Consider the following 23,636-nt stretch of genomic DNA (forward strand, 5'->3'; position numbering starts at 1 on the left):
GGTTCCTGCCAATGGAGGCTTGCGTAAATCCGGCCACGCGCCGGTTGCTGCCTGAGAAGTTGGAAGCCTCGCCCGAAAGGGCGGGGAGCAGTCACCGATGTAGTTGGGAGTAAAGCCTCGGCGGTAAAAATGATGCTCGTCAGGCGTTTTATTTTTCATCCAAGGTAATAAGAAAAAACGCATAAAATTCTTCATGTTAGCCTCTTTTATAAATATTGTTCTGTTGAGTGTGAAAATATAGACAATTTTCAGAATAACCTATGATTTGCTCTAAATGCTCTGTGCCTCCTTTTTAAATAGTTTAGCCTTAATCTAAGCTATAACTAGATCAAATTAACCTTATGTTTGAGGATTGATTAGCAAAATTGACTGGAAATGTTGGGGCAATTGCTTTAAAAATGTGACTTTGGTCTAAGCTCAATGCTGCTACATTAGCCTACATAGCTTAGGCAGAGATTGGGGTTTTGACTTGCATTGGATGATGAACAATCAATCCTAAGCGCTTCTCTGTAGCAATCACTATAGCCAGCTTCAATTCAATATAAAAAAATAATAGCCCAGAGGTACAAAAAATGAGTTTGAAAAAAGTACTCGCAACAGTTTCTTTAGTTGCAGCAACTGTTACCGCGCCTTTTGCTTTGGCGGCTGACAATATCCGTATTGCTACCGAAGGGGCTTATGCACCTTTTAACTTTATTGACGAATCTGGCAAGTTGAAAGGCTTTGATGTTGATATTGCAAACGCTTTGTGTGAAAAGATGAAGGCAAAATGCACCATCGTTGCTCAAGATTGGGATGGTATTATTCCGGGTCTGATGGCACGTAAATATGATGCAGTGATTGCCAGTATGTCGATTACCGAAGAACGTAGCCGAGTTGTTGATTTCTCAGCACCTTACTATTCAAACAGTTTGATTTTTGTTGCACCAAAAAACAGCAAGTTTTCTCCAGATAACGTAAAAGGTAAGGTGATTGGTGCTCAGCGTGCAACAATTGCAGGCCAGTATCTAGAGGACAACTTGGGCAGAAAAGTAACCATGAAGTTATATGACACTCAAGACAATGCGTACTTAGACCTAGCGTCAGGACGTTTGGATGCTATCGTGTCTGACCAGCTACCAGCCTATGATTGGTTGCGTTCATCAGAAGGCTAAGCGTTTGAATTTAAAGGCGAAAAGATTGATATCAATGATAAGATTGGTATTGCAGTACGTAAAGGTGACAAGCTACGTGTAGACATGAATAAAGCACTTGAAGCGATTCTGGCAGATGGTACTTATGACCGTATCAACGCGAAATATTTCCCGTTTTCAATCTTCTAAACACTGAAGATATTGTCGGGTAAAAATAATGGCCGCTGAATTGCGGCCATTATTGTTTGAGCAGTGATAGTTAACAGCTCAAGTTAGCACTTAAAACGTGCTACATTCTGCTGTAGCTGCACCGCTAGTTGTGACAGCTCTTCACTGCTTGCAGCAACCTGATCTGAACCTGCGGCAGTTTCTGCTGAAACATCCACAATATTGATTAAGTTACGGTTCATCTCTTCGGCAACTGCGCTTTGCTCTTCTGTGGCGGTGGCCACTTGAGAGGTCATATCTCGAATGGCCTCCATCTGTTGCACAATCAGCTTCAATTCTTCACCGGCATGAATGGCCGCTTGCACACTCTCATCCGCCCATTTACGGCTGCGATCCATCACTTCTACAGCATTTGCTGCAGTTGAGCGCAGGCGCTCATTCATATTGCGAATCTCTTTGGTCGAGTCTTGAGTTCGTTGTGCTAGCTGACGTACCTCATCGGCCACTACCGCAAAACCACGACCCGTTTCCCCCGCACGCGCAGCTTCAATTGCAGCGTTAAGTGCGAGTAAGTTAGTTTGTTCAGAGATGCCTTGAATAACCTGTAGTACGGTGCTGATCTCTTCGGTCTCGACTTCTAAGGCGCGAATAACGCGAGAAGCTTCTTCTACTTCAGCACTTAGCAAAACTCCGCGTAAACCCTCGCCCAATCGGGCGGGGATACAAGCGGGAACCGCGCAGCGGTTCTAATATGCTATATGTGTGATTTTCTCAATGGTATCTTCAACCTCATGGTTGCCTTTATCGGCTTCATTATCGGCGGCATTGGTAGCCTCGGCGCTTGCATTTGCACTGCGAGCGACCTCTTGCACAGTGGCTGCCATTTCATTCATAGCAGTCGACAGCAAGTCGGTTTCATCTGACTGGCGGCGAATACCTGCGCTGGTTTGTTCAGCGGTTGCTGCCAACTCTTCCGCAGAACCGTGTAGTTGATTAGCAGAGCTGGTGATCATAAAAACAAGGTCTTGGAAGACTTGTAGTGTGCTGTCGACTGAACGTGACATGGCACCTAGTTCATCTTTGCTATTCAAATTCACTCGTACACGTAAGTCTCCAGAGGCCACTTCTTTCATAACACGGGTGACTTGGTCTAGCGGATCAAGAATAGAGCGCGCAATGGCCATTGCAATCGCCACCATTACTACTAGAGCAACAACAAGCTGTATGGCGGCGTGGGTTACACCATCCCAAAAAATTTCTTCAATTTCAAAGGTGTAATCACCAGAACCGATCACCCAACCCCATTCAGGCATCACTTTGACATAAGAGATTTTCTCTTTAGGCTCTTTATAGCCCGCTTTAGGCCAACGATACGTAAAGGTGCCGTCCACTTTGCCTTGTCGGCCTAAATTGGCCATGTTTTTAAAGACGGGGGTGCCATCTTCAGTCGTGACGGAGGATAGATTTTTACCTATTACACTGGCGTCACCACCATTGGCCAAGGCTACAGCGTCGTAGTTAAAAACAAAGAAATACTCACCATCGGCGTAGCGCATGGTTTGGATGGCCGCTAAAGCTATTTTTTGAGCCTCTTCTGTATTTAAGGTGCCAGACTTGGCCTGAAGGGAGAAGCCTTCCACCATTGTGTGAGCAGCCTCAACAAGAGTCTTCACCTTTTCGTTTGAGGCAGCATAAAGTTCTTTGCGTTGATCTTGTAGAGCTAATAACTCAATAGTGGCCATAGTGAGAACGGCTAAAGCGATTAAAAAATATAATCGAGCCTTTACTGTGAAGTCCTGTAGTTTCATAACACTCCCTCGGTGATGATGTGGTAAACAAGGAACGCGCCAACAACCAAATCAAATAAGATAGGGGTGGCGTCCAGTGCCTTATTTAATTGTAACAATCATTGCATGCTGATTCACGTGCTCATCAAGTGATTGCCTGTTTTATCAGCAATGAATTTGATATTGGGCAGCCAAACTCGATTGTTATATAACAGACGTTACAATTTCGTGTTGTGAACGGTGAGTCACAGGGAAAAAACAGCTTTTTAGCAGAAGTCGTTATAGTGGTTGGCAAAACAGTCTAGGCTTACCGTCTTTTTAGTGGCGGTTATAATAAAAACAAAAGACAGATAGGTGCCCATAATGACATTGCACACCGATTTATTAATCAATTGCTCAACTCATGTTGTTACAACAGAGGGTTGTAGGGCTCAGTGCCAACAGGTTCAGGTAGGTGAACATCAACTGCATCTGCAACATCTAGAGCCTTCTGAATTGAGAGGTGATAATCCTTTAACGTTAGTTTTCCTACATGAAGGGTTAGGTAGTATTGAAATGTGGAAGCAGTTTCCTGCTCAGCTTTGTGTTGCCACAGGCTGTAAAGGGATCGTTTACGACCGCTATGGCTATGGTTTTTCGACACCTGTAACCTTGCCTCGCCCGTTGGATTATTTAGAAATTGAAGGGTTACAACGAGTACCTGCGTTGTTAGATAGCCTAGATTTAAGCAATGTGGTGCTAATTGGTCACAGTGATGGTGGCTCTATTGCTTTATTGGCGGCAACAGTTGCGCAGGGGCGTGTTAAAGCGGTGATTACTGAGGCCGCTCATGTTTTTGTGGAAGGGATGACGCTGGAGGGTATAGAGGATGCTGTACAGGCGTATGCAACAACAGCATTACCCGAGAAGTTGGCACGCTACCATGGCGAGCATACTGATAATGTGTTTCATGCTTGGTGTGACACTTGGTTAAACCCTGAGTTTAGGGCTTGGAATATCGAAGCGCACTTGAGTAAGATTCAGTGCCCGCTTCTGGTGATGCAGGGCGTACAAGATGAATATGGTTCAGAGCAGCAGGTGCAAAGTATTGCGCATAACAGTAGTGGCATTGCACAGATTGCCATGATTGATAACTGCGGACATGTGCCGCATCACCAGGCAACAGAAACCGTATTTAATGCCATGCGTGATTTTATTCGGCAGCTGTGATCATAATGGGCTGTCCACTCGTTTCTGAGTGCCAACCTGCTTGAGTGCGACCACCGCGGTTAAGCGGTGGTTTTACCGCTTTTTGTTTTAGAAGCGTCGAGTGGAGCCTGATAACGGCATAAAACCACCACGATCAACCACTCGGCCCATCTTGTCTGGGTCGTTGTCGCCATTGATCGGCTCTACGCTAACAAGCACCTCTGCTTTCACTAGCATGGGGCGATAAGGCTCTGGCACCATCATTTTCTCTAAGCCGTTATGTGGCAATGTGCCTAGCATCAAATACTCACCATTAATTTTCAGCCAGAGCTTACAGACCAAACCTGAAGGAAGTTTTGCGGGGTCTATGGTTTGTACCATCACATTACTACGATCCATGCTTGTGTTTACCAACCAAGCAGGCTTTTTCTCATCGTTGTGTACCACATATAAGTGGTCAGCCGTATTATCCATGGGTGGCTTTTGCAGCAACAACGTTAGCCCCAAAACAAACGCGCAGGAAAATGAAACAGCGGTAGACCACTGCCAAAAATTCAGTCGTTTAAACCAAGGTTCTGGCTTCACTATCTCTTCGATGGCTCGCCAAACACGTTTTGGTGGTTGTACAGGCTCTAACTGGCTGTTTAACAGCTGTAAGTGCTCACGCCACTGCTCTACCTCTTTTTGTAGGTCTGTACTGAACACCAATAGCGCTTCAAAAGCTGCTTTATCTTGTACTGACAAAGTGCCCAGCACATATTCACCAGCGGCTTGATTACGCTGTTCGGGATCGGTTAAATCGATTGGGTGATGCATAGCTTTAACCTCTCAAGTCCACGGCGAATCCAAGTTTTTACAGTACCTAATGGTTGTTTTAGGTGTTCAGCCATTTCTTGGTGGCTGAAGCCTTCAAAATAAGCCAGCTCTAAGCATTGGCGTTGATCACTATTAAGTGTTTCCAAACAGTGGTGTACAGCTGTGGATGACTGCCACTGTTCTGCTAAGTGCTCCGTATTTTGGCGTTGATCTGACATCTCCACCAAAACATCATCGCTATCGTGCAAGCGGTCATTTTTGTAACGGCGCAACCAGTCCAGTGCCTGATTACGGGCAATGGTACTGAGCCAAGTCATAGGGCGTGCAATGTCATCATTATATTGTCCTGCGCTATGCCAAATCTTAACAAATATCTGTTGTAAGCAATCTTCAGCATGGCTTTCATTCTTAATAATACGCAGCACAATGGCAAACAGATGCGCAGAGGTTTGCTGATAGAGCTTTTTCAAAGCCCTATCCTCCTGTCGAGCACAGGCTTGTAGCAACTGTTTTAGTTGATCTTGTTCAGGATCTTGGGTGGGTGTCATTATGATAATTCCAAGCTACGCCCTAAGCGATTTTGCTATTTTTACCCGAAAAATCAGTACATTTGTTCGGTAAGCTTTAACGGGGTATGGTAGGGTGCAATAGATCAATTTAACAACAGGAATTTGACAATGGCATCAGATAAACTACAGCACACCGCAGGTATTTGTTGGATTAGCGAGCCACAGTGGACACGTTTTTTAGAAGTTGCCGAAGATGCGAACTTGTTAGAAAACAGCTGGCAAGAATGGGCTGAGAAGACAGACGAGATGATTACAGCGTTCGCGGAGAAAGGCATCACAGTTGTAAAAGTACCTGTAGATGTTGAAGAGTTGATTCAATGGTGTGAAGAGAAAGAGCGTGTGATCACCAGCAGCAGCCGTGCCGAGTTTGTAACCCAGCTAATGACCCAGAAGCATACAGGCGTTAAACATTAGTTTTTGATTAAGCACCAGAATAAAAGAATTTCGGTATTTTCCGGCCAGCGGCCGGAAAAACTCTGCGAGAGTGCTTGGTTCTTGTAAGGGGCGCTTCGTAAAAACCAGATGTTAGTCATCTGGTTCTCTTGGTTTTGAAGCCTGAGATTTTCACTCTGATTCTGCTGTAGTTAACTCATTTAGCGCTTCTGTGTGCTGTGATCCTTCTACTGCCCGATGTCCCCCAGTTTTTTGTGCTTCAACTAAGATTTTGCACATCGAGCGTAACTGCTTTACCGGCGTGCTACCCGCATAGCGAATATTCATTGGTCCTGACTTGAACAGCCGAGAATCCATTAGCCGAAGGTCAGGCGATATGACCGGACGAAAATCCATCTGCTGCAAAATATCACGCTCTAAATCAATACCAGGGGCAATCTCTGTTAGGCAGAGGCCGTCATCGGTTAAACAGAACACCGCGCGTTCTGTAATTAGGGTAACTTTTTGGCCTTGTTCACAGGCATATTGACCATTAAAAGTGATCTGCTGCACCTTGTTACAGAATTTTTTCTGCGAGCCATTACGGATTACTTGCACTTGCTCATTTTCGAAGCTCAGTTGCTGTGAGCCAGAGGTAAATGTACCTAAAAAGAACAACTCTTGGGTGTTTTGCGTGATGTTGATAAAGCCACCCGCCCCCGCCAATTTATGACCAAAGCGGCTGACATTGATATGGCCTACTGCACAGGTTTCCGCTAAGCCCAGAAACGCCTGATCCAATCCGCCACCATCATAAAAATCAAACTGAGCGGGCTGGTCGATAATAGCGCTGGCATTGGCGACTGCACCAAAACTTAAACCACTGGCGGGTTGACCACCAATGCCGCCGGGTTCAACTGTCAGAGTAAAACTGTCCAGCAAACCTTCTTCAGCAGCAACCTCTGCGACCATTTCAGGCATACCAATACCCAAGTTGATTACACCGCCTGTTTTAAGCGCCATCAACGCACGGCGGCCAATCACTTTACGGGCATCAAGTATCACAGGCTTAGTGGCAAGATTAGGGCTTTTAACTTCACCGCTGTAGGCGGGGTTAAATTGTTCGGCAAAGGTTTGTGGGTGATCTTCAGGTGCAGCCAATATCACATGATCCACTAATATGCCGGGAATCCGAATTCGATCAGGACTGACTTGATGCTGCTGCGTAATACGCTCAACTTGAACTAGCACCTTGCCGCCACTGTTTTTTACCGCTTGGGCGATTGCTAAAACGTCCAGAGGTAGTGCCTCTCGCTCCATTGATATATTGCCTTGTAGATCAGAGGTCGTGCCTCTTAACAATGCGATATGGATAGGAAAGCTTTTGTAAAAAAGATGCTCTTGTCCAGCAACTGTTAACAGTTCAACATGATCTTCTAGGCTGATTGAATTGATTTTTCCGCCTTCATAGCGTGGATCAACAAAAGTATGCAAGCCTACTTTGCTGATGACTCCCGGACGCCCTGCGGCAATATCACGGAACAGATGACAAATAACACCTTGTGGCAGGTTATAGGCTTGAATTTGCTCTGCGATGGCCATTTGGCCTAACTTAGGGGCTAATCCCCAATGCCCACCCACCACTTTTTTAACCATACCTTGATGGGCAAAGCGGTTGAGCCCTCGTGTTTTGGCATCCCCTTGGCCTGCGGCATAAATCAGTGATAGCTCAGAAGGGTGCCCTGTTGCTAAAAAGCGCTGTTCAATTGCTTTGGCTAGCGCCTCTGCAAAGCCGATGCCGATAAAACCACCCGTAGCGATAGTGGCTTGGTCTGGTATTAGGTTTGCGGCTTGCTCAGGTGTGATCAGCTTTTCCATAAAAGTTGGTCCTAACTTTTGTTATTGTATAAGTTGGAGCGATTACTTTAACAATACAAACTTTAGGCCAGATATTAATAGTTTAGTAAAAACAATAGGTTAAATTTTTAAATGGGATTGGTTCGAGAAGTGTTAGCGGCCTTTGTGTCTAGATTTATGCAAAAGTGTCTAATCATATTAGACGTATTTTGAGCCTATTTAGACAGTCGGTTCAACCAGTTATACAGTGTTGCCCGTGAGATGCCTAAGTGGCGAGCAGTGGCTGCACGGTTGCCTTTAAACTCTAGTAATAACAGTTGTAACTGTTGAGAATCGAGAGCGTGGCGAGTTGACTTAAACAGATGCTCGGCTGGGGTGTGGAGCGTATTGGCATCATGGGTAAACGCTTCTGTTGAGATACCCTGATTATCGGGTAACGAAACAGGCATAGGGTCTTGTGACCCTAAATCTTGTGGGCTTATCTTAGCCCCTTCCGCCATCACGCAGGCTCGCTCTAGTCGATTGCGTAACTCGCGAATATTACCCGGCCAAGGATAGTGCTCTAACCACTGTATTGCCTCATCTGATAAAGCTAATGCGGGTAGGCTGGTTTGCTTTTGAATCTGTTTAAGCAAATGCTGTGCAAGTAATGGAATATCACCTTGGCGCTGTCTTAATGGTGGTAGCTCAATCGGCAGTACGTTTAAACGATAGTAAAGGTCTGCACGAAACAAGCCTTGTTGTACTTGGGTGAACAGGTCTTTAGCGGTTGCGGCAATAATGCGGACATCCACTTTAATCAGCTGATTGGAGCCTAATGCCTCTACCTCACGCTCTTGCAATACTCTTAAAAGTTTGGCCTGCATGGTGAGTGGCATCTCGGCTATTTCATCCAAAAATAGCGTACCACCATCGGCGAGCTGCACTTTGCCAATGCGGCCTTTACGATCAGCTCCTGTATAAGCACCCGCGCTTGAGCCAAATAACTCAGCCTCAACCAATGACTCAGGTAAGGCAGCCATGTTTATCCCAACAAAGGGGCCATTACGCCGAGGGGACGCTTGGTGAATACCCTGTGCCAGCAACTCTTTGCCTGTCCCTGTCTCACCCAATAACAATAGGGTGGTATCAAGCTGAGCGGCTCTCAGGGCTTGGCGTTTGATTTGCTGAATAGCGGGTGATTGCCCCATCATATCCTCTAGGGCGTAGCGGCTGACTCTCAGCAGATTCTCTTTTTCAAATTGGCGACGCAGACGAGCAAACTTGTCAAACAGTGGTTGCAAGCTGTCGAGATCATCGTGAAATATCAACCCAAGTGCACCAATCACGCGACCTGCTTGGTCTCGTAGGGGTAAACGATTCACCACGCACCAGCGTTGATTAATCTGCATTAAATCGACAAATACAGGTTTGCCCGTTTGCACCACTCTTGGCATTTGTGAGTGTGGCAGTAACTGATCAACTGGCATGCCGATAGGATCAAAGGATTCTGGTAGTGCTAAAAGTTGTCGATAAGCTTGGCTAATCCAGATGATTTTCAGATCAGCATCAATGGCCATTGAACCTTGGCACGCACTAGTCAGCTGCTCTAATAAAGCACCGTAATGTGCCTGATTAGAAAAGAACTCTGATAGCTTGTTGGTGGTCATATCAATCTCCATTGGGCTTACTGATTTCATCGGCCACACGAAAAGTACTGCTTTAATGGTAAAACTCTGGCTAAAATACCACGCTACTAGATGAGGTGACCATGCAGTTACAACCGATTGATAAAGCGGACTATTTGAAACGTAGCCGCGTGCTGAGCATTATTTTGATCAGCTGTTTTGCCGTAATCGCCTTAGGCAGTGCGCCTATCTTGATTCATATCTTTGGAAACCCAGAGGGTGGGAATTTCTACTTAAACCTAGCTGGGGTTGGTCTGGGTGTTGCCATTACGGGCTTTGCATTCTCTTTTTTCCGCCATGATCCTCGCTTAAGCGAGATTTGGTATGTGTTTAGTTTGAAGCGAATGTTGGCGCGTACCACCAATCGTATGCACTTGCTGAAAAAGCTAGCCGCAGCAGGTGACGAGGATGCCATTCAGATTTTGCGCTTTTATTATCAAGGTTTGTCTCAGGTTTACCAGCTTGAAAGCAATGAATACGGCTATACAGAGTTAAACAAAGAGCACGAGGCATTTGTGGCGCAATTGGAAGAGCGTCTAAAAACGGCTGAACTTGTAGTTGTGCAACCAGAGTTTATTGAGTCAGTTGCAAAGCGGGCGGCTTAACCGCCCTCTTTGAGTTTGGTTTTACGACTCTTTCTGTTCTTCGCTTTTCGCAGGCGGCGGATTCTTCATATCTGGCAGGTGTGGTTTCAGGTGGCGCTGGCGGCCATCACGCCGCGACAGTTCTGTGCCACAGAGTTTACAATAATCAGCATCCGCATCGTGTCCCTCTTCGCCACAGCCACGGCAAACCAAATGCATATGGCGCTTCATGGTGTTGGACAACTCTACCGTCACAATCCCTGTGGGTACGGCGATCACGGCATAGCCCATAATCATCACTACGGCAGACAACAACTGGCCTAGATTGGATTGTGGCGTGATATCGCCATAGCCTACCGTTGTCAGTGTCACCACCGCCCAATAGATACTGCGGGGAATACTGGTAAAACCATTCTCAGGCCCCTCCACCACATACATGATTGAACCAAAGACGGTCACCATCGTTAGTACGGTGAAGAGAAACACTGTGATCTTGCGACGACTGGCTTGTAGGGCTTTGGCAAGGGCAGTGGCCTCCCCCACATATTGAAACAGCTTCAATATCCGAAACACCCGCAACACCCGTATCAATCGCACCACCAACATCACCTGAGTCCCCGCAAAAAATAGGCTCAGATAGGTTGGGATGATGCACAGAAGATCGACAATACCGAAGAAGCTGGTGGCATATTTTAAAGGTTTGCCAATGCAGTACAGACGTAACAAATATTCAATGGTGAAGACAATGGTGAAGAACCACTCCAGTAAATAAAAGATGTGGCCGTAGCGTTGATGGATGCTTTGCACGCTATCTAACATCACCAATGCAACGCTGAATAAAATACATATGATCAGCGTCATATCAAAAGCTTTGCCTAAGGGGGTGTTGGCTTCGAATATGACCTTGTAAAGCCACTCTCTATGGTTAGAGCGTGGCGGTTCTGTATTGTTAGAAAGTGAGGCTGACATGACGATTAATAGTGCCTTAAGTTGTCTTGTAAGCTGTTAAACGAAAGCGCAATACGGCCTAGTTCCAGAACTTTTTGATATTGGTCTTCTTCGGTACGCTTTAACAGTGCTGGTTGTTGAGCTTCTGGTAGCTCATTTCTGATCGTCCACTCCTCTGCCATTAAACCGCGTAACTCAGCGGCTTTATTAATTAACAATAAGCAGTCTTTTTGCAGAGCTTTGGTGCCTAAACCCGTTTGGTCAAGATCGTGATAGCTGATCCAACGTGATAATCGCAAAATAGCAGGAGATTGTTGTAGCCACTGATGACGATCAGTTGGATGGCTAGGTAATTTAACAGCGACCAAAAGATTATGAAAAACATCATCGGTAGATTTAACTGCCTTGGCCTTAGGCTCTTTGGCGAACAAATACAACAGCTGGGTGATTTCCAGCAGGGTTTCACCCACCCAGGGTTCTAGTATTAGTTTCTGATATTGCTCGTTCAATACCATGAAGTCTGCTGCTTGGCGCAGTTTGTCGGGGCAGTTTTTTAGACGCTGCCAAGCTTGCTGCTGGTTTTCAATTGCAGCTAGATTTTCAAAGCCGTAATTCAGCATTCTCAGCTTATAAGTCATGACAGCTGGTGGGCGCAAAGTTGACTGCTCTGATAAGCCGTGAAGTTGATACAAACACCAGCGGATTTGAAATAGCGATTGGCTCATGGTGGTCAGTCGTGACCATTGATGATCAAAGTTAAGCTGATCTTTAGCGGCGATAAACTGATCCAGCTCAAACTGTGCTAGCTGTACCAATGTTAACCATGAGGTAGGAGGCGCTGGTTTTCTGGGTGCTAAACCTGCGGCAACAGGGTGAGAGAGACGGAACCCACGCTGTGCTTTGCTAATATTGCTGATCATCAGCGGAATTTGTGCGGAAAGATCATGAGCGATTTTGAATATCAGTTCTGCATCCCCTGATACTAGCTCCAGTTCGATCTCGCTAATAGGGTCACGCTGTTTATTGGCGATAGCATGACCATTATCACAGGCCAATTCAACCTCTGCTCGGCTGTCTTCAAAACTCACATCTAATAGCCAGCGGTCTCGGGTGAAGTTGGTTTCAAAAACAGGGGCAAGATGCTTTTGTAAGTAAGCAGGATCAATGGCGTTAGGCCATAGGTCAGGATCAATCAAACTTAAATCAAGCTTGTTTTGCTTGAGCACCCATTCCCATTCACCACGCTGATGTAAGCCGCCGTTACCTTTGCCTTGAGTTTTTAGGGTTTGAATATAACGCTCGCCAGACTTGCGAATACGTAGCGCGACCTTGGCACGGTTGAGTACTAAGTCAGGTGTGTCAAAGTAGGTGTTTTGTAGCAGGGTTTTATCGTAACTTTTTGCCTGTCTTAGAATTGGATGCTGTCTTATCAGCTCCTGTGCTCTTAATGGGATGGCGAGCTTTAATTCTGTTTCCTTTGCCATAACAGCCTCTGCAACATTCAAGGTACGTGAGTTGGGTTTTTATCGCCTTGCGCTTGATCTTTTTGGCTAAACTAAGGTCATTGTACTGTGTCAGAGCATTCCACCAAAATGCTTTAAAATTATGAATCTGCAATAAAACTGTAACAATAAAGTCATATAAATCTTGTTATCAAATAAAGATGACATTTATGTCAAACAAAGATGACAAAAAGCAGAATTTTTTATGACATGGCAGCAAGCAGCTCTTATACTCTCCGCCCAAATTTCTCACTCCAAGGCAGAAACCCATGAGTAATACATTCTCTAAGCTCTTTGGGCGCTCACCGTTCGGCCCAATGCAAGACCATATGTCCAAGTCTTACGCTTGTGCAGAGCAGTTGATCCCTTTTTTATCCGCTGTTCTGGCTAATGACTGGGAACAAGCGAAACAACTACAGCAACGGATCGCTGTTTTGGAGAACGAAGCCGATGACATGAAGTCTCGTATTCGGGAAACCATGCCAGACAGCTTGTTTATGCCAGTACCTCGCTCAGACTTACTGGAGCTGCTGAGTGCTCAAGATAAAATCGCCAACAAGACCAAAGACATTGCCGGCATCATGCTGGGTCGGAAAATGAGCATCCCAGCAGAAATTGCTGAAGAGATGATCGCATTTGTGAAGCTCTCTTTGTCAGGTGCTGACCAAGCGCGTTTGGCGCTTTGTGAAATTGATGAGCTGATTGAAACTGGTTTTGGTCGTCATGAGTCTGCCATGGTCAAGAAAATGATCATGAAGATTGATGAATTTGAAGGTGAAGCAGACCAGCTACAGGTGACCATTCGCGGCAAGCTTTTTGCCATTGAGGCAAAACTACCGCCTGTGGATGTGATTTTTATGTATCAGATTATTGACTGGATTGGTGATATTTCAGACCGAGCGTCTCGTATTGGTAGTCGCTTACAGATCATCTTGGCGAAATAAAACACAGTTCAATCTGTTATCTCAATCAGGCAAATAACGGTTATTTTATGTCTATTATTGCTCAGTACGCGGATGTATTTATCATTATGGCTTGTATCTTCGGCTTCTTCATGGCTTGGGGTGTAGGTGCAAATGATGTGGCAAATGCGATGGGAACCTCAGTAGGTTCTAAAGCGATCACTATCAAACAGGCGATTTTTATCGCCATTCTCTTCGAATTTGCAGGGGCCTACCTAGCGGGTGGTGAAGTCACCGCGACCATCCGTAAAGGCATCATTGATCCCGGCCTACTGTCAGGCACACCTGAGTTATTGGTATACGGGATGTTGGCATCATTATTAGCCGCAGGTATTTGGCTATTGGTTGCCACCCACTTTGGCTGGCCTGTCTCGACCACACACTCTATCGTGGGTGCAATTGTAGGCTTCGCTGCCGTTGGTATCTCAATGGAAGCGGTCAGTTGGGGCAAGGTCGGTACGATTGCAGCCAGTTGGGTGGTATCACCTCTGATGGCTGGTACCATCGCTTTTGTCTTGTTTAGAAGCGTACAGAATCTGATTCTTGAGAAAGATGATCCATTCGCCAGTGCCAAACGCTATGTACCGATGTACATGTTCTTAGTGGGCTTTGTGATTTCGATGGTCACCCTGCTGAAAGGTCTGAAGCACGTTGGCTTACACCTGAACTATGCACAAGCCTCTATGTGGTCTCTGGTGTTGGGTGCCGTGGTGATGGCAATTGGTGTGATGATGCTGAAATCCATCAAACGTGATGATGCTGCCGACAAAGAGTTTCACTTCTCAAGCGTAGAGAAAGTGTTCGGCGTGTTGATGATGTTCACCGCTTGCGCGATGGCATTTGCTCACGGTTCTAACGACGTAGCAAACGCCGTTGGCCCATTAGCTGCGGTTGTTGGTGTGGTTGAGTCAGGCGGTGTTGTGGCGAATAAGAGCGTTATGCCGGGCTGGATTCTGTTGCTAGGTGCAGGCGGTATCGTTGCAGGTCTGGTGATGTACGGCCACAAAGTAATTGCCACTATCGGTACTAACATTACTGAGTTGACCCCTAGCCGTGGTTTTGCTGCAACTCTAGCCGCTGCTACTACAGTGGTAATTGCATCAGGTACAGGCTTACCTATTTCGACCACACACACCTTGGTAGGTGCGGTACTGGGCGTAGGTTTAGCGCGTGGAATTGCAGCACTGAATATGAATATTGTGAAAACCATTTTTCTATCTTGGATTATCACACTGCCAGCAGGCGCTGGTCTGTCGATTCTATTCTTCTTCATTATTAAGGGCATATTCAGTTAACAGGCCGTATTTCTGTTACATCTGAAATAGTCTCAACAAAGGTCGGATTATCCGGCCTTTGTTTTTTTGCTAATCCGCTGATGCAGGTCTACAATCCCGTCCGTATCTCAGACCTTTTTACACACTAAGGGGTAGGCTGACTTTGGACTACACACAAGACTACGTACGTTGGTTTCGTAACTCCTCACCTTATATTAATGCCCATCGTGGCAGCACCTTTGTGGTGCTGATGGATGGCTATGCTTTACAGCATCAAAATTTCACTAATATAGTGAACGACCTTGCCCTGATGAACAGCTTAGGGGTGCGTTTGGTGTTGGCATTTGGTGCACGACCACAGATTATGCAGCGCTTGGAAGATCGAGGTTTGTCACTCTCCTATCAAAGTGGGCGTCCTGTCATTGGTCCTGATGCTATGGACTGCATCAAAGATGCCGCAGGATCAGCTGCCATTGATATTCAAGCACGTTTATCAATGGGGTTGCCTAACTCCCCAATGCATGGTGCCTCCATTCGTGTGACCACGGGCAACATGATTACCGCTCGTCCTGTAGGCGTGATTGATGGTAAAGACCTAGGCCACACGGGCTTAGTACGTAAAGTTGACTGTAATGCCATCAACCGCCGATTAGACGATGGCACAATCGTATTATTGCCCCCTTTAGGCTTTTCACCTACGGGTGAAGTGTTCTCGCTGACCGCTGAAGAAGTGGCCACCCGTACAGCGATTGAATTAAAAGCAGACAAACTGATTGTGTTTGGCGAAGCCAAAGGCTTATTTGATGAAGACGGTGACATTATTCGAGTGATGTCTCCACGGGATGCCAGTCAGCGTTTAGATCAAATGCCTGACACTGACCCGACCAAACCTGCTTTACAGGCTGCATGGCAATCGAGTCGTTTTGGTGTGGGTCGTGCGCACTTGATTAGCTATCAGCAAGATGGTGCCCTATTAGAAGAGTTGTTCACCCGCAACGGTGGCGGCACCATGATCACGCAAGAGTTATATGAACAAGTACGTGATGCCACCATTGAAGATGTTGGCGGTATCTTAGAACTTATCCAACCTCTTGAAGAGCAGGGTATTTTAGTGCGTCGCTCCCGTGAGCGCTTAGAAAACGAAGTGGATCTTTTCACCGTAGTTGAACTTGATGGCATGATGGTGGGCTGTGCCGCGTTATATCCTTTCCCTGATGCTAAAACAGGCGAGTTGGCTTGTGTTGCTGTTCACCCTCAATATCAAGGTGGTGATCGTGGTGATCTGATTCTGCAACATATCGAAAAACGTGCCTATCGCTTGGGGCTTCGCTCTCTGTTTGTGCTCACCACCCACACCGCGCACTGGTTCCGTGAGCGGGGCTTTGAGCCGACAGGGGTTGAATCGTTGCCACAGAGTCGACAGAAGCTTTACAACTGGCAGCGTAACTCAAAAGTGTTTATGAAGCGGTTGTAGAGCCTAATAAGTATAAATAAGGAGTAGTTTATGGAGAGTGGCGCGCGTTATTGTGAGCGAAGTCCTCACCCCGATGTTGAAAACAACTTTCCTAGGAAGCCAATATCCTATTATATAGATTTTCCATCTAATGGGACTGATTCAGAAACAGGTTTTCTTTTTGTTATTAATGGCTATGGCGCATCGCCATCCGATAGCTATTATCGTCATATTCAAGGCTATTTTGCAGATAGATATAATTGCATAGTTGTTGGTGTGGAGTATTTTGACATAGAAAACAAAAGAAAGAGTATTGCCTCTTGTCGCCTGAGAGATGGTTTTTTTGATGTTTTCAATAGAGTCTATGGCTCCAATATATCTAAAAATAATAATATTGATGATCATGCATTGTTAGTATATTTGGCTAAAGCGCTGGTCGATGCTAAACATAGTCAATTTGATTCTGAATTATTCCTTACTTATACCCCTGTCGATTGCTATCAATCATTTGGTTTAATATCTGCCTTAGATCACCTACAGGTTCTATCTGAAGTGTTGTCTATGTGCAAAATTAATAAAGAAAGAATGTATATAATGGGTACGTCTTTTGGCGGGTATATCGGTTTGTTACTAGGGAAACTTGCACCGCAGACATTTCAATTGATAGTTGATAATTCAGGATTTACAGAGCCAAGGTTGGTAGATGTATATGGTAAAGGTTTTTCAAAAATAAACATATTAGGCTGTGATATAGCAGTTCAGCATATAGGTTATTGGAATGATGATCCATCTAGTGGTAAATACTTTGATGTACATCACTCAGAAATAAGAAGTTTATTGGTAAGAGATCATATCTTTAAAACAAAGACACAATATTTTTGCGCCCATTATGTAGATGATAAAATGGCTCCATTTGATGGTAAAGTTGAATTCTCCTCGCTTCGACCAGATGTTGATGTAACATGTGATTTTGTTGATGAGAGTATGATTGATGGAGCACTTTATAAAATACCTGAACATGGTATGGATGCATCTTTGAAGCTTCTTTTCGAAAGAGCGTATAGTGATTTTATAGCAAAAGATAAAACCTTATCCGTGGAAACTGATTTTGATTTATGCTCTAGCTATAATTTTATTTGTAGTAACGGGGTTTCCTATTTGATTGATTTCTCAAGGGATGACCTGAAGTTTAGAATCAATATGCCTAGTGCATAAAAAAAGCGGGAATTATCTATTCCCGCTCAATAACTTAAGCAAAAGACCTGTATCACCCGACGATTTCTGTCGGATTAATGTAAGCATAGCCCAAAGTCTTAGCCACTGCTGAATTTGTCACCTGACCTGCATGAATATTTAGCCCGTTCATCAAATGCTTATCGTCTTTTAATGCAAGTTGCCAGCCTTTATCCGCCAAAGCCACAATGAAAGGCAGCGTTGCATGGGTCAGTGCCAAGGTAGAAGTACGTGCCACTGCTCCCGGCATATTAGCCACGCAGTAGTGAATCACCCCTTCCTCAACAAAAGTAGGCTGTTCATGAGTGGTGGCACGACTGGTTTCAAAGCAACCGCCCTGATCAATCGCCACATCCACCAATACACTTCCGGGCATCATCTGTTTCAGCATCTCACGGCTGACCAGTTTGGGGGCTGCTGCTCCGGGAATTAAAACAGCACCAATCACCAAGTCACTTTGTTTGATGCAGCTTAAAATAGCATCATGAGTAGAGTAGACCGTACTCAGGCGACCTTGATAGCGTGCCTCAAGCTCTCTCAATCGAGGTATTGAGCGATCTACAATGGTCACACTCGCCCCCAAGCCCATCGCCATTCTGGCGGCATTTTCACCCACCACACCGCCGCCAATTACGGTGACTTGAGCAGGTGCTACACCGGGGACGCCACCCAACAATACACCCCGTCCGCCCATAATTTTTTCTAAACAACGCGCACCCGCTTGTACAGACAGCTTACCCGCCACCTCACTCATCGGTGCCAGTAAAGGCAAGCCGCCCTGTGCATCTGTTACGGTTTCATAGGCGATGGCGGTACAGCCAGAATCAATTAAGCCCTGCGTTTGTGGCGCATCAGCAGCCAAATGCAGATAAGTGAATAAAATCTGCCCCTCTCGTAAGCGCTGATACTCCTGCGGTTGTGGCTCTTTCACTTTGACAATCATCTCTGCACGGGCAAATAGGCTGTCGACATCGGCGACAATTTCCGCCCCTGCATCGGCATAATCTTGATCACTAAACCCTATGGCCTGTCCTGCCGATTGTTCGACCAAAACCTGATGCCCTCTCAGATTTAACTCGCGCACACCAGCAGGGGGCATACCCACCCGAAACTCTTGGGTTTTAATCTCTTTGGGAACTGCGATTAACATAAGCCTTCTCCTGTCTCGACCTAAACAAAGCACCCTAATTGCCTTCAGTATAGTCAGGGCTTTGCCAGAAAAAACAGGCGATACAAGCTGATTACCTAGCAAAGCAGCGGCCAGAATGGTAAAAAAGCGCTCTAGCAAGAGTCTAATAAGTCGCTACCAATAAAGCGTTAACGTATTACAGAGGACAAGAGATGCCTGAGTATCGTTCAAAAACCTCCACCGCTGGCCGTAATATGGCGGGTGCCCGCGCCCTATGGCGCGCAACAGGCATGAAAGATGACGATTTTCAAAAGCCAATCATCGCGGTCGTCAACTCGTTTACTCAGTTTGTACCCGGTCACGTACACCTGAAAGATATGGGACAACTGGTTGCCCGTGAGATTGAAAAAGCCGGTGGCGTTGCCAAAGAATTCAACACCATCGCCATTGACGACGGCATCGCGATGGGTCACGACGGCATGCTGTACAGCTTACCTTCACGGGACATTATTGCTGACTCTGTAGAGTACATGGTGAATGCACACTGTGCCGATGCAATGGTCTGTATCTCGAACTGCGACAAAATCACTCCAGGGATGTTAATGGCCGCAATGCGCCTGAACATTCCGGTGGTTTTTGTCTCTGGCGGCCCAATGGAAGCGGGTAAAACCAAGCTGTCTGAGCACAAGTTAGACCTTGTTGACGCAATGGTTCTGGCGGTAGACCCGAACGCCTCTGACGAGCTGGTAGATGCAGTTGAGCGCTCAGCCTGTCCAACCTGTGGTTCATGCTCTGGCATGTTCACCGCCAACTCGATGAACTGCTTGGCAGAAGCGCTAGGTTTGGCGCTACCGGGTAACGGTACAGTGGTGGCCACTCACGCCGACCGTGAGCAACTGTTCCTACGCGCAGGTCAGCGTATTGTTGAAATGACCAAAGAATATTACGAACAAGACAACGAGCGAGTACTGCCGCGCTCAGTGGGTTTCAAAGCTTTTGAAAACGCCATCACGCTAGACATCGCAATGGGTGGCTCTACCAACACCATTTTGCACCTGTTGGCGATTGCGCAAGAAGCTGAGATCGACTTCACCCTAAAAGATATCGACCGCTTATCTCGTGTCGTACCGCAGCTGTGTAAAGTGGCACCGAACACCCAGAAATACCACATTGAAGACGTACACCGTGCAGGCGGCATTATGGGTATTTTGGGTGAGTTAGACCGTGCGGGTAAACTGCACACAGACGCCCCAACGGTTTACAGCGCCAGTATGAAAGACGCGCTTGATCAGTGGGACATCATGCGTAACCCTTCACCTGAAGTGGTCGAGTTCTACAAAGCAGGCCCAGCAGGTATTCCAACACAGGTGGCCTTTAGCCAAGCGACCCGTTGGCCGACACTGGATGGCGACCGTGAAAATGGCTGCATCCGCTCGATTGAGCACGCATTCTCGCTAGAAGGCGGCCTTGCGGTATTGTATGGCAACATCGCCTTAGATGGTTGCGTAGTGAAATCTGCAGGGGTGGACGAGTCTATTCTAGTGTTTGAAGGCCCTGCCCATATCACCGAATCTCAAGATGAAGCGGTTGCCAACATCCTAGAGGACAAAGTGGTCGCAGGTGACATCGTCATCGTGCGTTACGAAGGCCCACAAGGTGGCCCAGGTATGCAAGAGATGCTGTATCCAACCTCTTACATCAAGTCAAAAGGCTTGGGCAAAGCCTGTGCGTTGCTAACCGATGGTCGCTTCTCAGGTGGTACTTCAGGTTTGTCGATTGGCCACGTGTCACCAGAAGCCGCAGCCGGTGGTGCCATTGGTTTAGTGCGTAATGGCGACATGATCCGCATCGACATTCCAAACCGCACCATCAACGTACTGTTGTCTGATGAAGAGTTGGCAGCACGTCGTGCAGAGCAAGACAAACTGGGTTGGAAACCCGCCAAAGAGCGTCCACGTAAAGTGTCAGCGGCATTGAAAGCCTATGCAAAACTAGCAACTTCAGCGGATAAAGGCGCAGTGCGGGATCTGTCTAAGTTAGATTGATATTGTGTTGATGCGTTAAAAACAAAGCCCATCATGAGTTATCATGATGGGCTTTTTTGTGAGCCATAGTTTTCAGTTATCCATTACAGGCTGATCCAACAGCTCTTCCAGTTTCTGGCATAGTAAAATATATTCTTGAAAGTATTGAGGGATGCACAAGGTACTTTTCATTGGGTCAAGATAATAAGGGCTTGTAGGATCACATTTTTGCGGTATGTATTCTTGCATTAGATAACATGAGTCTATTTTCATTAGCACTCTGACGTATTCATTACCAATTTCACTCCCATGCCAACGGATTGATTTTAAGATATTGATTTGAATTGATTGATAGTGTCGCCACAGTAGCTCGCTAGTGTTACACATTTTATGAGGAGTAATGGTTGTATCATAGGCTAGATATCGGGACTCTTTTGAACCATCTAGTATAGAAAAATACTGGCTAAACTCAGGTTTCCAAGATAGTTTTTCATTCTCACTGATATTACAAATGGTTGCAGGCTTCTCATGTATCTCGCCTAACCCCCTGATCAAAAGCTTAGCGTGCCCCACTATATTTTTCAGAAATTTATTGGAAAGCTCATAAGCATTTTTTTGTTTCTGGTTTCGGCTGTAATTAACGTCAATCACGTAGAAAATAAACGCAGCCACTATGGATTGTAGGATAGGTGTGACTAACTCATGAATCGTACTAGCTTCGGTATCGTTTATCGCTAGTATTACTGAGCCTGCAATGGAAAGTATGACGATTCCCCACAACCAAGGCGAAATACCTCCAAAAGCCATTTTCAGCATTTTGGGTAGTTGGCTACGAAGTTGTGATATAGATATTTTACAAATAATAGAAGGCAGCAAAAGCACCCCGCCCAATGCTATATACCCTGCCCACTCAGGAGCAAATGAGCCGCCGATAACAGCACCAAGTACAATTGCTGTAACAAAACCTACCGCAGTTAATTTTGATCCGTTCATAACAGTCCGTGTTTGCGTAAAATTGCTGCTATCAAACAGCATTGCCAACCTGCTCGCAATAGAAGAGCGATCTGATTTACTCAATCCAGTTCTGCAACCGTAGCCCTTCAACCCGCTCAAACTCTTTCATATTATTGGTTACCAACGTCGCACCTATACTTCTAGCATGAGCAGCAATATGTAGGTCATTAACACCAATTGGTCGTCCCTGCTTTTCTAGCTGTGCACGAATATCGCCATAGTGAAAAGCGGCCTGCTCGCCATACTCAAGCACTTCTAATCGGCTATAAAAATCTTCTACCGCTCGTAGGTTTTTAGCAACTTGTTGGCTTTTCTCAACACCGTGCAACAGCTCGGCCAAAGTTACTGAAGAGATTGCCAAATGCCCCGCTGCCTCATTAAAACGCGATAACACCTCAATTGGGCGGCGTTTAATGACATAAATACAGATGTTCGTATCCAATAGAAACTTAATCATCAAAAGCTTCCCTTGGTGTTTCTATCTGGTCGGCTCTTTGCGCCATAAAGTCTTCGCTAACGGTGGCCTCAGGGTTCATAAAAAAACTATCCCAACTGTTCTCTACTGGGCTAATAATACGATCTGAACCTACCACGCGAATCATCACTTTCTTCACCGATGGCGTAAAACGCACCGCCATTGGCAAACGAACAGCCTGAGTTTTATTGTTTTCAAATACCGTACCTGTGATCATAACGACCTCCTATATACCTTGCATATATAGTATCAGGCAGCCGAGTTTGAGCAAGCAACCTCACTCCAACTGATAAGCCAAGATTGATAACAGTCCCTCATTGTTCCCACCATAAACCGGACAACCCCCTTAAAAACTACCGCTAACGACATCACGAAAACCAAAAAGCTAGCCGCTTAGACCTGAATTCCATGCTAGAATACGTTTAATAGTACGATTAGGAGTGCGATATGATTATTTCTGCCAATGATGTCAAAACCAAAGGTGTCACTTTTTTCGCTAAGCTGCTGAAGAGTGCAGATGAACTCATTATTAACGTGAGAGGCAAAAATAAGTACGTGGTACTGGATATTGAACGCTATCAGGCCTTCCGCCAGCAGGAGCTAGACTTGGCGCACTTACTGGCGATGCAAGATATTGAAGCGGGGCGCTGCAAGACTCAGACCGCCAAAGAACACCTCGATGAGCTGAGAAATGCCTTATAAGATCATCCAAACCGACAGCTATTTTAAAAAGCTGACAAAGTTTATTAAAAAGCACCCTGATCTGTTACCACGCTACGCAAAAGCAATCGAACTGTTAGAGATAGATCCTTATCACCCCTCTCTCAGGTTACATAAACTTAAAGGCCGTTTAGGCGATTATTACAGCGTTTCAATCACGATGCAGTATCGCATAGTGATCGACTTTATTTTGATCAACGACGAGATCATTCCGATCGATATCGGTAGCCATGACGAGGTTTATTGAAGTGGAAGTTGATAACAAAGCCCCGCTGATCCTGCCATAAACCTGATAAACTCCCAAAACCACTTTCAACCAAATCAATAGGCTTGTTATGACAGATGTGCGTTGGTCTCAGCGTTTTAACCACTTCAAAAAAGCTTATACCCAATTGCAGGAAGCGCTTGACCTGATGGCAGCGCGTGAACTCAGTAATATCGAAAAACAAGGCGCTATTCAGGCCTTTGAGTTTACCTATGAGCTGGCTTGGAATGTGCTGCGAGATTTTTTAATCTGGCAGGGTATCGAAACCGTATCCGGTTCCCGTGATGCGATTCGAGAAGGCTTTAAGCGTGAGCTGATCTCAGATGGACATGCTTGGTTGGCAATGCTGCAAGACCGCAATAGAACGGTGTATACCTATAATGAAGAAACGGCGAAAGAAATTCTGAATCATCTGGAGCACCAGTATGCCGTTTTGTTTGCTGAGTTTTTTCAGACCTTTACAGAAAAACAAAACCAGTTAGAGGATGAATTTTGA

26 protein-coding genes are annotated in these 23,636 nt (G+C 45.8%); 13 read left to right on the plus strand and 13 right to left on the minus strand.

The features are described 5' to 3' along the window. On the minus strand, positions 1-195 hold a 195-nt coding region (locus B5D26_RS16440; protein ID WP_234985281.1), incomplete at its 3' end, for a hypothetical protein. Between the two features lie 377 nt (positions 196-572). Here B5D26_RS16440 and B5D26_RS11060 point away from each other — a divergent pair. Continuing rightward, positions 573-1,154, plus strand: a complete 582-nt coding sequence (locus tag B5D26_RS11060) for a transporter substrate-binding domain-containing protein (protein WP_407668531.1) — start codon at positions 573-575, stop codon at positions 1,152-1,154. Between the two features lie 48 nt (positions 1,155-1,202). Further along, positions 1,203-1,322 carry a transporter substrate-binding domain-containing protein gene (locus B5D26_RS16695; RefSeq protein WP_407668533.1) on the plus strand — a complete coding sequence of 40 codons (120 nt, stop codon included), beginning with the start codon at positions 1,203-1,205 and terminating at the stop codon, positions 1,320-1,322. Between the two features lie 83 nt (positions 1,323-1,405). Here the strand turns inward: B5D26_RS16695 and B5D26_RS11065 are convergent, their stop codons facing one another. Further along, a complete protein-coding gene (locus tag B5D26_RS11065) occupies positions 1,406-1,987 on the minus strand; it encodes a methyl-accepting chemotaxis protein (protein ID WP_159445651.1) in 582 nt (193 codons plus the stop codon). 60 nt (positions 1,988-2,047) lie between these two features. Beyond that, on the minus strand, positions 2,048-3,109 hold the full coding sequence (locus tag B5D26_RS11070; RefSeq protein ID WP_078745797.1) for a cache domain-containing protein: 1,062 nt from the start codon (positions 3,107-3,109) through the stop codon (positions 2,048-2,050). A gap of 342 nt (positions 3,110-3,451) precedes the next feature. Between B5D26_RS11070 and B5D26_RS11075 the strand changes: the two genes are divergently transcribed. Beyond that, positions 3,452-4,297 carry an alpha/beta fold hydrolase gene (locus B5D26_RS11075; RefSeq protein WP_078745798.1) on the plus strand — a complete coding sequence of 282 codons (846 nt, stop codon included), beginning with the start codon at positions 3,452-3,454 and terminating at the stop codon, positions 4,295-4,297. Positions 4,298-4,384: 87 nt separating this feature from the next. Here the strand turns inward: B5D26_RS11075 and B5D26_RS11080 are convergent, their stop codons facing one another. Beyond that, positions 4,385-5,092, minus strand: coding sequence for an anti-sigma factor (locus B5D26_RS11080; RefSeq protein ID WP_078745799.1), 708 nt, complete (start codon positions 5,090-5,092; stop codon positions 4,385-4,387). Beyond that, positions 5,071-5,640, minus strand: coding sequence for a sigma-70 family RNA polymerase sigma factor (locus B5D26_RS11085; protein ID WP_078745800.1), 570 nt, complete (start codon positions 5,638-5,640; stop codon positions 5,071-5,073). The genes B5D26_RS11080 and B5D26_RS11085 overlap by 22 nt, the downstream gene beginning before the upstream one ends. 129 nt (positions 5,641-5,769) lie before the next feature. On the opposite strand from B5D26_RS11085, the gene B5D26_RS11090 reads away from it, so the two are divergent. After that, a complete protein-coding gene (locus B5D26_RS11090) occupies positions 5,770-6,075 on the plus strand; it encodes a hypothetical protein (RefSeq protein ID WP_078745801.1) in 306 nt (101 codons plus the stop codon). 150 nt (positions 6,076-6,225) lie between these two features. On the opposite strand, the gene B5D26_RS11095 is transcribed toward B5D26_RS11090, so the two are convergent. Together B5D26_RS11095 and B5D26_RS11100 are read right to left on the minus strand one after the other, a co-directional pair. Beyond that, complete coding sequence (locus tag B5D26_RS11095; RefSeq protein ID WP_078745802.1) at positions 6,226-7,911, minus strand: acyl CoA:acetate/3-ketoacid CoA transferase; 1,686 nt, start codon at positions 7,909-7,911, stop codon at positions 6,226-6,228. A gap of 194 nt (positions 7,912-8,105) precedes the next feature. After that, the gene (locus tag B5D26_RS11100; protein ID WP_139776650.1) at positions 8,106-9,539 is read right to left on the minus strand and encodes a sigma-54 interaction domain-containing protein; all 1,434 of its coding nucleotides are present in this window, start codon (positions 9,537-9,539) and stop codon (positions 8,106-8,108) included. A 101-nt stretch (positions 9,540-9,640) separates the two neighbouring features. Here B5D26_RS11100 and B5D26_RS11105 point away from each other — a divergent pair, with 101 nt between their 5' ends. Further along, a complete protein-coding gene (locus tag B5D26_RS11105) occupies positions 9,641-10,162 on the plus strand; it encodes a DUF3087 family protein (RefSeq protein ID WP_078745804.1) in 522 nt (173 codons plus the stop codon). A gap of 21 nt (positions 10,163-10,183) precedes the next feature. Here the strand turns inward: B5D26_RS11105 and B5D26_RS11110 are convergent, their stop codons facing one another. Beyond that, positions 10,184-11,110 carry an ion transporter gene (locus tag B5D26_RS11110; RefSeq protein ID WP_078745805.1) on the minus strand — a complete coding sequence of 309 codons (927 nt, stop codon included), beginning with the start codon at positions 11,108-11,110 and terminating at the stop codon, positions 10,184-10,186. Between the two features lie 5 nt (positions 11,111-11,115). Next, positions 11,116-12,573 carry a CYTH domain-containing protein gene (locus B5D26_RS11115; RefSeq protein WP_078745806.1) on the minus strand — a complete coding sequence of 486 codons (1,458 nt, stop codon included), beginning with the start codon at positions 12,571-12,573 and terminating at the stop codon, positions 11,116-11,118. Positions 12,574-12,860: 287 nt separating this feature from the next. On the opposite strand from B5D26_RS11115, the gene B5D26_RS11120 reads away from it, so the two are divergent. The 4 genes from B5D26_RS11120 (at position 12,861) to B5D26_RS11135 (ending at position 17,495) form a co-directional block, all read left to right on the plus strand. Beyond that, positions 12,861-13,535 carry a TIGR00153 family protein gene (locus tag B5D26_RS11120; protein ID WP_078745807.1) on the plus strand — a complete coding sequence of 225 codons (675 nt, stop codon included), beginning with the start codon at positions 12,861-12,863 and terminating at the stop codon, positions 13,533-13,535. A 47-nt stretch (positions 13,536-13,582) separates the two neighbouring features. Beyond that, positions 13,583-14,848: an inorganic phosphate transporter gene (locus B5D26_RS11125; protein ID WP_078745808.1), complete on the plus strand. Its 1,266-nt coding sequence runs from the start codon at positions 13,583-13,585 to the stop codon at positions 14,846-14,848. A 142-nt stretch (positions 14,849-14,990) separates the two neighbouring features. Next, positions 14,991-16,301 (plus strand): amino-acid N-acetyltransferase, encoded by a 1,311-nt coding sequence (gene argA, locus B5D26_RS11130; RefSeq protein WP_078745809.1) that lies wholly within the window; start codon positions 14,991-14,993, stop codon positions 16,299-16,301. A 30-nt stretch (positions 16,302-16,331) separates the two neighbouring features. Beyond that, positions 16,332-17,495 carry a DUF2920 family protein gene (locus tag B5D26_RS11135; RefSeq protein ID WP_078745810.1) on the plus strand — a complete coding sequence of 388 codons (1,164 nt, stop codon included), beginning with the start codon at positions 16,332-16,334 and terminating at the stop codon, positions 17,493-17,495. A 52-nt stretch (positions 17,496-17,547) separates the two neighbouring features. Here B5D26_RS11135 and ald read toward each other — a convergent pair whose 3' ends face one another. Beyond that, the gene (gene ald / locus B5D26_RS11140) at positions 17,548-18,663 is read right to left on the minus strand and encodes an alanine dehydrogenase (RefSeq protein ID WP_078745811.1); all 1,116 of its coding nucleotides are present in this window, start codon (positions 18,661-18,663) and stop codon (positions 17,548-17,550) included. A gap of 191 nt (positions 18,664-18,854) precedes the next feature. On the opposite strand from ald, the gene ilvD reads away from it, so the two are divergent. Continuing rightward, positions 18,855-20,687, plus strand: a complete 1,833-nt coding sequence (gene ilvD / locus B5D26_RS11145) for a dihydroxy-acid dehydratase (RefSeq protein ID WP_078745812.1) — start codon at positions 18,855-18,857, stop codon at positions 20,685-20,687. Positions 20,688-20,759: 72 nt separating this feature from the next. Here ilvD and B5D26_RS11150 read toward each other — a convergent pair whose 3' ends face one another. From B5D26_RS11150 to vapB, 3 genes are read right to left on the minus strand one after another with little or no spacing between them, the layout of a single operon-like run. Next, positions 20,760-21,701, minus strand: a complete 942-nt coding sequence (locus B5D26_RS11150) for a hypothetical protein (protein WP_078745813.1) — start codon at positions 21,699-21,701, stop codon at positions 20,760-20,762. Between the two features lie 34 nt (positions 21,702-21,735). Beyond that, positions 21,736-22,137, minus strand: coding sequence for a type II toxin-antitoxin system tRNA(fMet)-specific endonuclease VapC (vapC, locus tag B5D26_RS11155; protein WP_078745814.1), 402 nt, complete (start codon positions 22,135-22,137; stop codon positions 21,736-21,738). Then, on the minus strand, positions 22,130-22,372 hold the full coding sequence (vapB, locus tag B5D26_RS11160; protein ID WP_078745815.1) for a type II toxin-antitoxin system VapB family antitoxin: 243 nt from the start codon (positions 22,370-22,372) through the stop codon (positions 22,130-22,132). The genes vapC and vapB overlap by 8 nt, the downstream gene beginning before the upstream one ends. A 230-nt stretch (positions 22,373-22,602) precedes the next feature. Between vapB and B5D26_RS11165 the strand changes: the two genes are divergently transcribed. The 3 genes from B5D26_RS11165 (at position 22,603) to B5D26_RS11175 (ending at position 23,636) form a co-directional block, all read left to right on the plus strand. Then, positions 22,603-22,857 carry a type II toxin-antitoxin system Phd/YefM family antitoxin gene (locus tag B5D26_RS11165; protein WP_078745816.1) on the plus strand — a complete coding sequence of 85 codons (255 nt, stop codon included), beginning with the start codon at positions 22,603-22,605 and terminating at the stop codon, positions 22,855-22,857. Next, positions 22,847-23,122 (plus strand): type II toxin-antitoxin system RelE/ParE family toxin, encoded by a 276-nt coding sequence (locus B5D26_RS11170; RefSeq protein WP_078745817.1) that lies wholly within the window; start codon positions 22,847-22,849, stop codon positions 23,120-23,122. The genes B5D26_RS11165 and B5D26_RS11170 overlap by 11 nt, the downstream gene beginning before the upstream one ends. An 88-nt stretch (positions 23,123-23,210) precedes the next feature. After that, complete coding sequence (locus B5D26_RS11175; RefSeq protein WP_078745818.1) at positions 23,211-23,636, plus strand: nucleotidyltransferase substrate binding protein; 426 nt, start codon at positions 23,211-23,213, stop codon at positions 23,634-23,636.

The sequence above is a fragment of the Oceanospirillum multiglobuliferum genome, from assembly GCF_900167095.1.
Taxonomy (GTDB): Bacteria; Pseudomonadota; Gammaproteobacteria; order Pseudomonadales; family Halomonadaceae; genus Oceanospirillum; species Oceanospirillum multiglobuliferum.